Origin of the sequence: Nocardia arthritidis NBRC 100137 (assembly GCF_001612765.1) — a bacterium.
Taxonomy (GTDB): domain Bacteria; phylum Actinomycetota; class Actinomycetes; order Mycobacteriales; family Mycobacteriaceae; genus Nocardia; species Nocardia arthritidis.
In genome coordinates this window covers 21222-34549 of record NZ_BDBB01000063.1, presented here as the reverse complement: position 1 = coordinate 34549, position 13328 = coordinate 21222, and the positions used below count along the sequence as shown (strand labels likewise).

The following is a 13328-nucleotide window of genomic DNA, read 5'->3' as shown; positions in this document are numbered from 1 at the left end:
ACATCGATACGCAGACCCAGGATTTCACCGTCGTCGGCGTCGGTGACATGAGCGGCGACGTCTTCGGCAACGGCATGCTGTTGTCGGAGCATATTCGTCTCGTGGCGGCCTTCGACCACCGCCACATCTTCCTCGATCCCGACCCGGACGCGGCGCGTTCGTACCGGGAGCGGCAGCGGATGTTCGCGTTGCCGAGGTCGTCGTGGGCGGATTACGACACGTCGCTGATCAGCCCCGGCGGAGGTGTGTGGGACCGCACCGTGAAGGCTGTGCCGATCAGTCCGCAGGCCAGGGCGGCGCTGGGCCTCGGCGATGACGTCGTCTCGCTGTCGCCGCCGGATCTGGTCCGCGCCATCCTGCTCGCCCCGGTCGATCTGCTGTGGAACGGCGGGATCGGCACCTACATCAAGGCGAGCAGCGAGACCAATGCCGAGGTGGGCGACAAGTCCAACGACCCGGTTCGCGTCAACGGGAACAAACTGCGGGTCAAGGTGATCGGCGAAGGCGGCAATCTCGGTGCGACTGCGCTGGGCCGCATCGAGTTCTGCCGCAACGGCGGCAAGATGAACACCGACGCCTTGGACAACTCGGCGGGCGTGGACTGCTCCGACCACGAGGTCAACATCAAGATCCTGCTCGATGCCGTCGTCTCCAGCGGTCAGCTGCCGCCGGACGACCGCAATCCGCTGCTTGCCTCGATGACCGACGAGGTCGCGCAAATGGTCCTGCGGGACAACGTGGCGCAGAACTTCCTCATGGGTATCTCGCGCACCGAGGCGTCGCAGATGCTGAGAGTGCAGATGCGGCTCGTCGAGGATCTCGAACAGCGTCGCGGCCTGGATCGAGAACTCGAGGCGTTGCCCTCGGATCAGGAGATGAAGCGCAGGCTGGAAGAAGGCTCCGGGCTGGCGTCGCCGGAGCTGGCCAATCTGATGGCGCATGTGAAGCTCTCGCTCAAGGCCGATCTGCTCGACTCCGACCTACCCGACAGCCAGTACTTCGCCATGCGGCTGCCGCATTACTTCCCGACACCGCTGCGCGACCGTTTCGGGGCGGCGATCAAGCGGCACCGGCTGCGCCGGGAGATCGTCACGACCATGATCGCCAACGAGATGGTGGACTACGGTGGCATCACCTACGCGCACCGGCTCAACGAGGAGGTCGGCGCCACCACCACCGACGCGGTGCGCGCTTTCGCCGCCGCCAGCGGGATCTTCGACCTGCACCAGATGTGGACGCGAATCCGTGCGTGCGACGCGCCCACGTCGGTGCGCGACCTGCTCGAACTGGAGACGAAGCGCACGCTGGACCGGGCCTCCCGCTGGCTGCTGAGCAACCGGCCGCAGCCGATCGCGGTGGGCTCGGAAATCAGCCGGTACCGGGCCGACGTGCGCGAACTGGCCCCGAAGGTGCCGGGATGGCTGCGCGGACACCACGTGTCGACCCTCACCGCCCGGTCCGCCGAGCTGATCGCCCGCGGCGCGCCGACCGATCTGGCCACCGAGGTCTTCGGCCTGCTCCACCTGTTCCCGCTGCTGGACATCGTGGACATCGCCGATATCACCGACCGGGACGGCGACGAGGTCGGGTCGCTGTACTACGCGCTCAACGATCACCTCAAGATCGACTGGCTGTTGCAGGCGGTCAGTCACCTCGAACGCGGTGACCGCTGGCACGCGCTGGCGCGGCTCGCGCTGCGCGACGACATGTACGGGTCGCTGCGCTCGCTCACCCTCGACGTGCTCTCCGGCGGTGACCCCGAGGAGACGGCGGATGAGAAGATTGCATACTGGGAGTCGAAGAATCAGTCCCGCCTCGGCCGAGCCAGGGCGGCGCTGTCGGAGTTGTTCGAGTCCGGAACCCACGATCTCGCCACGTTGTCGGTTGCAGCGCGGCAAGTGCGGAGCATGGTGAGCGGGGTGGGCGCTCAATCGGAGGTACCGCGTTGACGAGTTCGGTGAGTGGAAGTGGGAAGGCGGCGGGCAGCCTCGTGCTGCCCAGGCGTTTCCACGCCAAGGTGGACGTCAGGTGGTCGGACATGGACGTGTTCCAGCACGTCAACCATGCCCGGATGGTGACGTTGCTGGAAGAGGCGCGGATTCCGTGGCTGTTCGAGGACGGTCGTCCGACCGCCCCGCTGCGCGAGGGCTGCGTACTCGCGGACCTGCGGGTCCGCTACCGCGGCCAGCTGCGGCACGAGGACACGCCGCTGGATATCGCCATGTGGATCGAGCAGTTGCGCGCGGTCGACTTCACCATCGGCTACGAGGTGCGGGCGGCGGGCGCGCAGCCCGATTCGCCCGCGGCCGTGGTCGCGTCCACGCAGATCGCGGCATTCGACATGCGGGCGCAGCGATTGCGCAGGCTCACCGACGCCGAGCGTGATTACCTGTCCGAATGGATGGAGTGAGTGGCCGCGCGTCGATGATCGTCGAGTGCTGACGGCGGAGCTGCCGTGATAGCGGAACAACGAGTGCTGCATGTGCCGGATCCGGCGGAGCGAGAGAACCTCGCGACGTTTCTGACCAGGGCCGTGCGGCTGGACCCGGCGGCGGTGGTGCGTTTGCGCCGCCGCGGAGAGAAGTACGTCGCGGCCTGGGTGGCGACGGGTTTCGAGGCGCTGGCCATGCGCACCGTGGTCGCCGAGCTCGGTGTCGACGACGTGACCGTCGGCGCCGATCTCGTGCTGGCCGGTTCGGCGCGCGGCGGTCCGATCGACCTGGGATTTTCCATGGATTCCGCGTGGCGTGGCGCGCTGCCGCCGACGGACGGTTTCGCGCACGTCGACGACGTGCCCGCGCGCACCTTGGTGGAACTCGCCGAGCAGGGTGCGCAGCTGGCGAAGGAACACGGCAGCAGCCACGGCCCGCCCGCCTCGTTGCTCGATCAGACGGTGCTGACCGTGTCCGGCGCGGGCACCCGGGTGCAGGTGCCGATGCGGGTCGTCTTCGCCCTCACGGCCATGGACTTCATCCCGCATTCGGGGGAGAAGGCCGACGCCCGTCGCATCCCGCCCACCGAGATCGTGCGCGTCCGGGCGACCAGGACTTGGCTGCGGCTCGACGCCCGCTACGGCTCGGTGGCTCGGCGGCTCGGCGGAGGGATTCCCCTGCTACCGCGTTGAGCGTGCCGCGCGCCGAAACCGCTGCGGACCTCGGGCACCGTTGCACTGCTCGGATGTCTACGTCCGTGTCATCCGTCTCCGAACGGTCACCATCGAGTTCGGTCGTGCTGTACGCAGCGTTATTTCCATGCGCGAGGCGGACCCGGCAGCACGTGGACGCCCGGGAGCGATCGATGGTATGGGCGGCGCCGTCGGCAGGAGGGGACGGGCCGCCCTTCGCGAAAAAAGGTGGCAGGGAGCATGCTCGGGCCCGTCAGGGGACGCCGATCGAGCGAAGGAGTGCCGCTGTCGCGGCGGCGGCGAGCATGACCAGCAAGATCGGGCGTCGGTACCAGGCCAGCACTCCACCGACGAGAACGCCTGCGGGCACGGCGAATCCGAGGCTCGCGGTGCCGATCGGCAGGGTGGTCACGGCCACCACCGCGGCCAGCAGCACGACGGCGCCGATTTCCAGCAAGCGCACCACGCGCGCCGGAATGCGCACCCGCTCGCGCAGCGCGGGCCCGGCCCAGCGAAACGCGTAGGTGCCCGCGGCGAGAGCGATGATTCCGGCGGCCAGCATCACGCGGCTCCCCGTGCGGCCGACGGCTCAGGTTTTCCCCGCGCCGCGACCAGCACCCCGCAGAGGGCGAGGAGGACCGGCAGTCCGGTGGGCAGGAACGGAGCGCAGGCCAGCGCGATCGCCGTGCCCGCACCCACTGCGGCGAGGGTGGTGCGATCCCGCAGGGCCGGCAGCACCAGCGCGAGCAGGACTGCGGGAAACACCGCGTCGAGTCCGAACGCCGACGTGTCCGGGACCACCGATCCGATCAACGCCCCGATGGCGGCGCCGCCGGGCCAGGCGAGCAGCACCCCCGCGCCTGTGAGCCAGTATGCCGCCCGTCTGCGCCGCGCGTCGGGCTGCGCGATGGTCATGGCGACCGACTCGTCGTTCATCAGATGGACGCCCAGCGACCTGCGCCAGCCCGTGCCCACCGCGTCGGGGACCGACAGTCCGTACGGCACATGTCTGGCGTTCACCAGCAAACCCGCCAGCACCGCCGCGATCGGACTGCCCCCTGCGGCGACGATGCCGATGAAGAGGAATTCCGAGCTTCCGGCGAGCACCACGTACCCGAGCAGGATCGGAAGCCAGATCGGCAAGCCCGCCGCGACCGCGGTGGCCCCATAGGAGACCCCCATCACGCCGACGGCGAGGCACACCGCCCCGATGCTCGCCATCACCTCCCGATCGAGTGTTCGCCATATCGAACGCATGTTGTTTATAGTGAACATGGCGCCCGGTTCCGTCAATATGGTCTTCTGTCGCCGGTTTCGTAGGCAGTAGATGCGGCGGGGCGCAACTATCCGGCCACGGCCATAGGGTTCGAACGAACCGAGACCGAACACGCAGCGCCAGGCCGCAGAACAAACGGAGCGGGTATGACCGAGCAGGACGCGACGACAACACCCCAGGCGGTGATCGCCGCCGCGCTGCGCCGCGAGCGTACCCGTGCCGGGTTGTCGCTGAGCGAGGTCGCCAGCCGGGCGGGTATCGCGAAATCCACCTTGTCACAATTGGAATCGGGCGCCGGGAATCCGAGCCTGGAAACCCTGTGGGCGTTGTGCGTCACCCTGGATATGCCGTTCTCCCGATTGCTCGACCCGCCGCGCCCGAACGTCCACGTGATTCGTGCCGGTGAGGGCCCGGTCGTCGCGGCCGAGCAATCCGAATACCGGGCGACCCTGCTGGCGGCCGGGCCGGCCAATTCGCGCCGCGACCTGTTTCGCATCACCGCGGAGCCGGGGCATGCGCGCCGCTCGGATCCGCACATCCCCGGTGTGGTCGAACATGTACTGCTCGCCGAGGGGCGCGCGCTGGTCGGACCGGTCGACGCGCCCGTCGAACTGCATCCGGGCGACTACATCGCATATCCGGGTGACCGGCCGCACGTGTTCGAGGCGCTGGCCTCGCCGACCTGGGCGACGCTGGTGGTGGAATACACCTGATCGGTCAGGCGGCGCCTTCGCCGAGATACTGCAACCACACGGGGTCGAGTTCTGCGGTGGTGGACAGCAGACGCCAGTGCGGGCCCTTCGGCGAGACCAGCGGGGCGCGCAGCGTCCAGCCCAGCTCGCTGAGCAGCTTGTCGGCTTTGCGGTGGTTGCACGGCGCGCAGCTGGCGACGCAGTTCTCCCAGGAATGTTCCCCGCCGCGGCTGCGCGGGATGACGTGATCGATGGTCTCGGCCTTGCCGCCGCAGTAACCGCAGCGGTAGCGATCGCGGTGCATGAGGGCGGCGCGGGTCATCGGCACCCGGGCGCGATACGGGACGTGGACATAGCTGCGCAGGCGGATCACGGAGGGGATGGCCACCGCAGTCTCGGCGGAGTGGACCACCGGCCCTTCGTCACTGTGATGAATGGCGTCGGCTTTGTCGCAGATGAGCAAGACGATCGCGCGGCGCGCGGACAAAGCGGTGAGCGGCTCGTAGGTGGCGTTCAACAGCAACACCCTGGTCTTGAGCCAGTTCGTGCCCTCGGCGGGCGGGGCGGTGGGCCGGGGTCCGTGGTCATGATGGCCACGATGTCCACCCGGGTGATGGTCGGACACGATGTGCAGCGGAGTAGCCCCCGACCCACGATTGTGGACGTCGGCGGGCTGGAGTTGTCGGTGCGCTCGCGCCTCGTGTGATCGGGCGCTGTGCCGCTGCTTCATCTCGACCTCGATTTCATGATTGGCAGGATCATGTGGTATCTGCAAAGCAGAGACTGTCACCCAGTTGACCATGGAATGTCGGGCATTGCACGGTGATTTTCAACAATGTCCGGTTAACTGTGGCTGAAGTGCCATTTCAGCGCGATGTTCCGGTTGCCGAGCGGCAGCGCGAGGGCAGTGCGGCGGCAGTCCCCCGGCGCGGGCACAATGGACAGCGGCGCATCCGGTGAATCGAGAGGGTCTATGACTTCGGGCGAACAGACGGCGACGTCGTTCTACGAGACGGTCGGTGGCGCGGAGACGTTCCAGCGGCTCGTCGCGACGTTCTATCGCGAGGTGGCCGCCGACGAGGTGCTGCGTCCGCTGTATCCGGAGGAGGATCTCGGCCCGGCGGAGCGCCGCTTGCGAATGTTCCTCGAGCAGTACTGGGGCGGTCCGCGCACCTACTCCGACGAGCGCGGCCACCCCCGCCTGCGCATGCGGCACATGCCGTTCACCATCGGGCCGATCGAGCGGGACGCATGGCTGCGGTGTATGCGCATCGCGGTCGCCGAGATCGAGCCCGAAACCCTGGACGACGAGCATCGCAAGGCGCTGCTGGACTACCTGGAGATGGCCGCCAACTCCTTGGTGAACGCCCCGTTCTGACCATGGCTTCGCCATGGGGCGGCGGTGTGTTTTGTACCGCGTTGTGGTGGCGACGGATTCGCTGGTGAACGAAGTTCGCCGGGAGCGCTGGGCCTGAGACGCGATGTAGAGCAAGGTTTTTCGCCTCGGCGCGGGTTGCTGCTGGACATTTGCCCGCGATTCGAAAGTTCATATCGCCTGAAGGCTTTCGCGTCGAAACTTTGGCACTATTGCGGATGTGAGTGATGCACCAGCCGTAACGGCGCCGGTGGATCCCACCACTCAGCCGTGGTGGCGGTCGGCCGTGTTCTACCAGGTTTATCCGAGATCTTTCGCGGACTCGAGCGGAGACGGGGTCGGCGATCTCGGGGGAGTCCGGGACAAACTGGGCTATCTCGAACTGCTCGGGGTCGACGCGCTGTGGATCTGTCCCGTGATGCGTTCGCCGATGGCCGACGGTGGCTACGACGTTGCCGACCCGCGTGATATCGACCAGCTCTTCGGCGGGCTCGCCGCGATGGACGCGCTGATCGCCGAGGCGCACGCCCGCCGGATCAGGGTGACCATGGACCTGGTGCCCAACCACACCAGCGACCGGCATCCGTGGTTCCGCGCGGCACTGGCCGCGCCTCCCGGCAGCCCGGAGCGCGACCGGTACATCTTCCGCGACGGCCGTGGGCCCGGCGGCGCCGAGCCGCCCAACAACTGGCCGAGCATTTTCGGTGGCCCGGCCTGGACGAGGATCACCGAACCCGACGGCACGCCCGGCCAGTGGTACCTGCACATCTTCGCCCGGGAACAGCCGGACCTGAACTGGTCGAATGCCGAGGTCGCCGCCGATTTCGAGCAGACACTGCGGTTCTGGCTCGACCGGGGGGTGGACGGGTTCCGGATCGACGTCGCGCACGGCATGGCCAAGCCCGACGGTTTGCCCGACATGCCCCAGTTGTCCGCCTCGGCCCTGCTGGCGCACGATGACAGCGACCCGCGGTTCAACAATCCCGCCGTCCACGACATCCACCGCCGGATCCGCAAGGTGGTCGAGGAATACCCCGACGCGGTGACCATCGGTGAAGTGTGGGTGAACGACAACACCCGCTTCGGCGAGTACGTACGCCCTGACGAACTGCACTTGGCGTTCAACTTCCGCCTCGCGGAATCGTCGTTCGACGCCGAGGCGGTGCGCGACGCGATCGACAACTCGCTCGCCGCCGTCGCCCCGGTCTTCGCCGTTCCCACCTGGACGCTGTCCAACCACGACATCGAGCGCGAGGTCACCCGGTACGGCGGCGGCGCGCTCGGCGTCGCGCGCGCTCGGGCGATGATCCTGCTGGAACTGGCGCTGCCCGGCGCGGTGTTCATCTACAACGGCTCCGAGCTAGGGTTGCCCAACGTCGACGACCTGCCGGACGAGGTGTTGCAGGATCCGGTGTGGGAGCGCTCCGGGCACACCCAGCGCGGCCGTGACGGCTGCCGGGTGCCGCTGCCGTGGGAGGGCGTCACGCCGCCGTACGGGTTCACCACCGCAACGCCGTGGCTGCCGATTCCGCCGGACTGGGCGTCGCTGACCGTGGAGGCTCAGCTCGAGGAGCTGGGCTCGACCCTCTCGCTATACCGCCTGGGTATCGAACTGCGCTCGCAGCGTCCGGAGTTCGCTGGGGACCGGGTCGAGTGGTACGGCAGCCCGCCGGGCTGTCTCGCGTTCCGCCGACCGGGCGGACTGGTCTGCGTGCTCAACGCCTCGGACTTGCCCATCCAGCTACCGCCGGGAGACGTACTGCTGGCCAGCGCGCCGGCCGAGGGAGGCCAGCTGCCGCCCAACGCGGCCGCCTGGTTGGTCTGAGCTCGGCGAAACTCCCAGCTCGGCGCCGGTGTCGTCGACTCGGACGGCGTTCCTGCGCGACCGGACGGAGAACTACTACAGAGGATCGTCTACCTTTGACTCGTGAGCATTCTCGAGACAGTGCTGATCTTCGCCGGCATCCCGCTGGTGATCTACGGCGTGATCGCCGGATTGTCGTTCCTCGGTAAGCCGCTGCCTGGCGAGAAGCCGGTCCACTTCGCCCTCGGCCAGAAGTGGACCCAGCCGCCGGTGCTGTGGAGTGCCACTGAAGAGGTGATCGGCTCGGGTCACCACTTTCCGGAAACGCCGCATGGACACCATGCGGCCATCGAGTCCACCGAGGTGGAGCTGATCGGAGGACGGGCAAGTGGCAGGTTCTAAATGGCCCGCGGTGATCGAAGCCGATTTGCCGCACGGATACGCCATCACCAGCAGCGGGCGCGTCTCCGGCGTGCACGAGGCGGGCGACGTGTTCAAGGAAGCGCCGTTCAACGATGAAGAGCGGCTCACCATGGACAACGTGCTGACCGAGGCGACCCGCGCGACCAAGGTGCGCTTCAACGTCTACATCGGCGATCTGGGCGAGGACCCGGCCGCGGCCGCGGACGCGATCTTCCCCGGCACGCCCGAGGCGGCGCACTCGGTGCTGATCGCCGTCTCGCCCAACGAGAAGGCGATCGAGGTGCGCTCGGGCAAGGCGGTCGCCGACCGTGCGAACGATCGCGTCTGCCAGCTCGGCGTCACCGCCGCGCTGAGCTCGTTTCGGCAGGGCCAGCTGATCGACGGCGTGGTCTCCGCGGTGCGCGTGATGGCCGCCGCGATCGGCAGGTAGTTCGCTGTCGTAGTCCGGCGCTCCACCCGATCGGGTGGAGCGCCGGTTTCGTCTACGGCTGGGCGTCGAAGGCGCGGGCGCGCAGCGAGCGTTCGATGCCCGCCTTGCCCTCGCTGACCAGGCGGCGCAGCGCCGGCGGGTGGTCGCCCGCGAGGAACTTGTCGGCGACGGCCACCGCGTCCTCGCTGATCGCCCAGTGCGGGTAGAGGCCTACCACGACGGTCTGGGCGACTTCACTCGAGCGGCGCTCCCAGACGCCGGGGACCTCGGCGAAATATCGCTCCACGTAGGACGTGAGCAGCTCACCCTGTCCGGCGGGCGCGAAGCCGCCGACGATCGAGCGGGCGGTGACGTTGGGCACCGAGTCGTCGCCCATCACCGTCGCCCACGCCTGCTCCTTCACCTCGGCGATCGGACGCGCCGTCGCCGCGGCGGCCGCCTGCCGCTTGCCCGCCGCGGTCGGGTCGTTGGACAGCTCTTGGTCGATGACCGGCGTGTCCAGCCCGTCGGCGTCGACCTCGCCCGCCGCCGCGAGCGCGGCGAGGACTCGCCAGCGCAGATCGGTGTCGACGGCCAGACCGGGCAGCCCGACCTTGGCCGGATCACCGTCGAGCAGTTCGCGCAGCACCTCGGTGTGCCAAGCCGACAGCTTCGCGCCGGTCAGCGCGTTGACGAAGGCCAGCTGGTGGTCGGAGCCGGGCTCGGCTTCGCGCGCCAGCTCCAGCAGCCGGTTCGCGTATTCCGGCCAGCCGGTGGCCGCGGCCCATTCGGGATCGGCGTAGCTGCTCAGCGCGGTGTTGGCTTGCATCAGCAGCCGCTGCACCACGCCGATCTCGGTCTCGGCGCCGACGCCACGCTCGACCAGCGCCACGAAATCGCGGGCGCGGAACTCGGCCTGGCGGGTCATCTCCCAGGCCGCCGACCAGGCCAGCGTGCGCGGCAGCGGCTCCGCGATGTCGGCGATGCGGTTGACCAGCACGTCGAGCGAATCGGCATCGAGGCGGATCGAGCAGTAGGTGAGATCGTCGTCGTTGACCAGCACGAACTTGCCGCGTGGCACGCCGACCAGCTCGGGCACCTCGGTCCGTTCGGCGGCGTCGAGGTCGAGTTCGACGCGTTTCGTGCGCACCAGCTTTCCGTCCTGGTCGTCGTACACGCCGATGGCCAGGCGGTGCACGCGCCGCTCACCGGCGCCGGGCTGCGCGCCTTCCTGCACCACCGCGAAGGAGCCGAACTTCCCCTCGGCGTCCACCTCGAAGTCCGGGCGCAGGATGTTCAGTCCGGTGGTCTTGAGCCACTGCGCGCCCCACGTGGACAGATCGCGACCGGACGACTTCTCCAGCGCCGACAGCAGGTCGTCGAAGGTGGCGTTGCCGTAGGCGTGATCGGCGAAGTACGCGCGCAGACCGGCCAGGAATGGCTCGAGACCGACGTAGGCGACGAGCTGCTTGAGGACGCTGGCGCCCTTGGCGTAGGTGATGCCGTCGAAGTTCACCTCGACCGCGGCGAGATCGGGGATGTCCGCGGCGATCGGGTGGGTGGAGGGCAGCTGGTCCTGCCGGTAGGCCCAGGACTTCTCCACGTTCGCGAACGTGGTCCACGCGCTGGCGTATTCGGTGGCCTCGGACTGGCACAGCACCGACGCGAAGGTGGCGAACGACTCGTTCAGCCACAGATCGTCCCACCACTTCATGGTGACCAGGTCGCCGAACCACATGTGCGCCATCTCGTGCAGCACGGTCTCGGCGCGGCGCTCATAGGACGCCCGGGTGACCTTGGACCGGAAGACGTAGTCCTCCAGGAAGGTCACCGCGCCCGCGTTCTCCATCGCGCCCGCGTTGAACTCGGGGACGAACAGCTGGTCGTACTTGCCGAACGCGTACGGCACGCCGAAGTTGCGGTGGTAGAAGCCGAAACCCTGCTTGGTCTCGGTGAACAGCCGCTCGGCGTCCATGTACTCGGCCAGCGAGGCGCGGCAGTAGATGCCCAGCGGGATGCTGCCGTGCTCGTCGGTGTAGACGTCGGTCCACTGCGCGTACGGGCCTGCGATGAGCGCGACCAGGTAGGTGCTCATCCTCGGCGTGGTACGGAAGACGTGCTTGCCCGGCTCCGGCGCGAGCGTCTGCACGACGGCGGCGTTGGAGATGACCTGCCAGTCCTCCGGGGCGGTGACGGCGAGGTCGAAGGTGGCTTTGAGATCCGGCTGGTCGAAGCAGGCGAACATGCGCTTGGCATCGGCGGTTTCGAACTGCGAGTACAGGTACACCGCGTCGTCGGCCGGATCGACGAACCGGTGCAGGCCCTCGCCGGTGTGCGAGTACTCGCAGTCGGCCTCCACCACCAGCTCGTTGCGCTCGGCCAGGCCGGTCAGCGTGATGCCGGTCGACTCGTCGTAGTCGGCGATGTCCAGCGCGCTGCCGTTGAGTACCGCCGAGCGCACGCCGCGCGCCACGATGTCGATGAACGTGCTCGCGCCCGGCGTCGCGGTGAAGGTCACGGTGCTGCGGGAGAAGAAGGTCTGCTCGCCCGGTTCGCCCGCGCCGTCGGTGAGGTCCAGCTCGACGCGATAGTTCTCGACCGACACTGTCGCGGCGCGTTCGATCGCTTGGTCGCGAGTGAGATTGGGTGCGGACATAAGGCTCCTTCGGGGTCGAAGAACTGGCACGGGCGACACCCACAATGCCACCTCGGCGTAGCGGGCCGCGCGGGACTTTCCCGACAAACCTCGATGATCGGGCCCTCTCGCGCGCCGGTACGGCGGTGTGACTCGGGCGGCGCGACGGCCGGGCGCGGGGGCGACGGTATTGTGCCTGGTACAGCACAGGTTCACCACCACGGATTCGGAGGCTCGACGTTGAAGCATGTGCACGCCGGGAAGGTGCGTGACCTGTACGAGGACGGCGACACGCTGCTGCTGGTCGCCTCCGACCGGGTGTCGGTGTACGACGTGGTGCTGCCGACGCCGATCCCGGACAAGGGCGCACTGCTGACGCAGCTGTCGAATTGGTGGTTCGAGTACTTCACCGACGTGCCCAACCACGTGGTCTCCGCGACCGACGTGCCCGCCGAGTTCGCCGGTCGAGGCATCCGGGTCAAACCGTTGAAGATGGTTCAGGTGGAGTGCATCGCGCGCGGTTACCTGACCGGCTCGGGGCTGGTGGATTACCGGCGGACGGGCTCGGTGTCCGGGGTCGCGCTGCCGCCCGGCCTGCGCGAGGGCGACCGGCTGCCGGAGCCGATCTTCACACCGACCACCAAAGCGTCCGAGGGGCACGACGAGCCGATCACCTTCGCGGACGTGGTGAACCAGGAGGGGCGCGAGGTCGCCGAGCGACTGCGCGAGCTGACCCTGCACATCTACACCCGCGGGGCCGCGCACGCCGCCGAACGGGGTGTCATCGTCGCCGACACCAAGGTCGAATTCGGCTGGGACGGTGACGTGCTCACCCTCGGCGACGAAGTGCTCACCTCGGATTCCTCGCGGTTCTGGCCCGCCGACGAGTGGGAGCCGGGCCGCGCGCAGCGTTCGTTCGACAAGCAGTTCGTTCGCGACTGGTCCACCTCCACGGGCTGGAACAAGGAGGCGCCCGGGCCGGAGATCCCGGCCGATGTCGTCGCGGCGACGCGCGAGAAGTATGTCGAGGCCTACGAACTCATCACCGGCCGGGCCTGGGCGGGCGTGCCGCGGTAACACTCAGTCGGTGAGCAGCTCGGTCAGCCGGTCCAGACAGGGCCGCTGGCCGGCCACCAGTTTGTCGCGTGCGGTGGCCGTGTCGAACCACTCCGCGCGATCTATCTCCGGGAACTGCGCGAACCGGCCGGAGCGAGGCGGCCATTCCAGCTCGAAGGTTCCCGGCGCCACGGCGGCGGGGTCGAGGTCGCCCTCGACGGCCCAGGCGGTGAGGACCTTCTTACCGCTGCTGTAGCGCATCTCGCCCAGCGGCCGCCACGTGCCGTCCGGGACCGGAAGTCCGAGTTCCTCGGTGAACTCGCGGCTCGCCGCGGCGCGTGCGTCCTCCGTCTGCGGTTCGTACTCGCCCTTCGGAATCGACCACGCGCCCAAGTCTTTTCGCGCCCAGAACGGGCCACCCATGTGCCCGAGCAACACCTCGACGGCGCCGTCGGAGTTGCGGCGAAAGAGAAGGACTCCCGCACTGTGTCTGCCTGCCACACGCGTAGTCTGCCCGGTCGTGCTCGGCCGAGC

Annotated in this window: 14 protein-coding genes; 9 read left to right on the top strand and 5 right to left on the bottom strand. The window is 68.4% G+C overall.

All coding sequences use genetic code 11. The features are described 5' to 3' along the window. The 3 genes from NA8_RS30515 to NA8_RS30505 all read left to right on the top strand — a co-directional run. On the top strand, positions 1-1949 hold a 1949-nt coding region (locus tag NA8_RS30515; protein WP_174550163.1), incomplete at its 5' end, for an NAD-glutamate dehydrogenase domain-containing protein. An 8-nt stretch (positions 1950-1957) separates the two neighbouring features. After that, positions 1958-2410, top strand: coding sequence for an acyl-CoA thioesterase (locus NA8_RS30510; RefSeq protein WP_063053764.1), 453 nt, complete (start codon positions 1958-1960; stop codon positions 2408-2410). 45 nt (positions 2411-2455) lie between these two features. Next, a complete protein-coding gene (locus tag NA8_RS30505; protein WP_084467200.1) occupies positions 2456-3124 on the top strand; it encodes a DUF8185 domain-containing protein in 669 nt (222 codons plus the stop codon). A 253-nt stretch (positions 3125-3377) separates the two neighbouring features. Here the strand turns inward: NA8_RS30505 and NA8_RS30500 are convergent, their stop codons facing one another. Both NA8_RS30500 and NA8_RS30495 read right to left on the bottom strand, forming a co-directional pair. Then, positions 3378-3686, bottom strand: a complete 309-nt coding sequence (locus NA8_RS30500) for an AzlD domain-containing protein (protein WP_063053763.1) — start codon at positions 3684-3686, stop codon at positions 3378-3380. Beyond that, positions 3686-4381, bottom strand: a complete 696-nt coding sequence (locus tag NA8_RS30495; RefSeq protein WP_063053762.1) for an AzlC family ABC transporter permease — start codon at positions 4379-4381, stop codon at positions 3686-3688. Before NA8_RS30495 ends, NA8_RS30500 begins: the two co-directional genes overlap by 1 nt. Positions 4382-4546: 165 nt before the next feature. Between NA8_RS30495 and NA8_RS30490 the strand changes: the two genes are divergently transcribed. Continuing rightward, entirely contained in the window at positions 4547-5113 is a 567-nt protein-coding gene (locus NA8_RS30490) for a helix-turn-helix domain-containing protein (protein ID WP_063053761.1), read from the top strand. Positions 5114-5117: 4 nt separating this feature from the next. Here NA8_RS30490 and NA8_RS30485 read toward each other — a convergent pair whose 3' ends face one another. Continuing rightward, on the bottom strand, positions 5118-5822 hold the full coding sequence (locus NA8_RS30485) for an HNH endonuclease (RefSeq protein WP_174315501.1): 705 nt from the start codon (positions 5820-5822) through the stop codon (positions 5118-5120). A gap of 243 nt (positions 5823-6065) precedes the next feature. On the opposite strand from NA8_RS30485, the gene NA8_RS30480 reads away from it, so the two are divergent. The 4 genes from NA8_RS30480 to NA8_RS30465 all read left to right on the top strand — a co-directional run bounded on the left by NA8_RS30480 (position 6066) and on the right by NA8_RS30465 (position 9124). Beyond that, entirely contained in the window at positions 6066-6470 is a 405-nt protein-coding gene (locus tag NA8_RS30480) for a globin (RefSeq protein WP_063053760.1), read from the top strand. Between the two features lie 217 nt (positions 6471-6687). Further along, the gene (locus NA8_RS30475) at positions 6688-8292 is read left to right on the top strand and encodes a glycoside hydrolase family 13 protein (protein WP_063053759.1); all 1605 of its coding nucleotides are present in this window, start codon (positions 6688-6690) and stop codon (positions 8290-8292) included. Positions 8293-8394: 102 nt separating this feature from the next. Continuing rightward, positions 8395-8673: an aa3-type cytochrome oxidase subunit CtaJ gene (ctaJ, locus tag NA8_RS30470; RefSeq protein ID WP_063053758.1), complete on the top strand. Its 279-nt coding sequence runs from the start codon at positions 8395-8397 to the stop codon at positions 8671-8673. After that, on the top strand, positions 8660-9124 hold the full coding sequence (locus tag NA8_RS30465) for a DUF5130 domain-containing protein (RefSeq protein ID WP_063053757.1): 465 nt from the start codon (positions 8660-8662) through the stop codon (positions 9122-9124). The genes ctaJ and NA8_RS30465 overlap by 14 nt, the downstream gene beginning before the upstream one ends. Positions 9125-9176: 52 nt before the next feature. On the opposite strand, the gene pepN is transcribed toward NA8_RS30465, so the two are convergent. Then, positions 9177-11759 carry an aminopeptidase N gene (pepN, locus tag NA8_RS30460; RefSeq protein WP_063053756.1) on the bottom strand — a complete coding sequence of 861 codons (2583 nt, stop codon included), beginning with the start codon at positions 11757-11759 and terminating at the stop codon, positions 9177-9179. Between the two features lie 219 nt (positions 11760-11978). Between pepN and NA8_RS30455 the strand changes: the two genes are divergently transcribed. Continuing rightward, positions 11979-12815: a phosphoribosylaminoimidazolesuccinocarboxamide synthase gene (locus NA8_RS30455; protein WP_063053755.1), complete on the top strand. Its 837-nt coding sequence runs from the start codon at positions 11979-11981 to the stop codon at positions 12813-12815. Positions 12816-12818: 3 nt separating this feature from the next. Here the strand turns inward: NA8_RS30455 and NA8_RS30450 are convergent, their stop codons facing one another. Beyond that, complete coding sequence (locus NA8_RS30450; protein ID WP_063053754.1) at positions 12819-13295, bottom strand: NUDIX hydrolase; 477 nt, start codon at positions 13293-13295, stop codon at positions 12819-12821. Positions 13296-13328 lie beyond the last annotated feature (33 nt).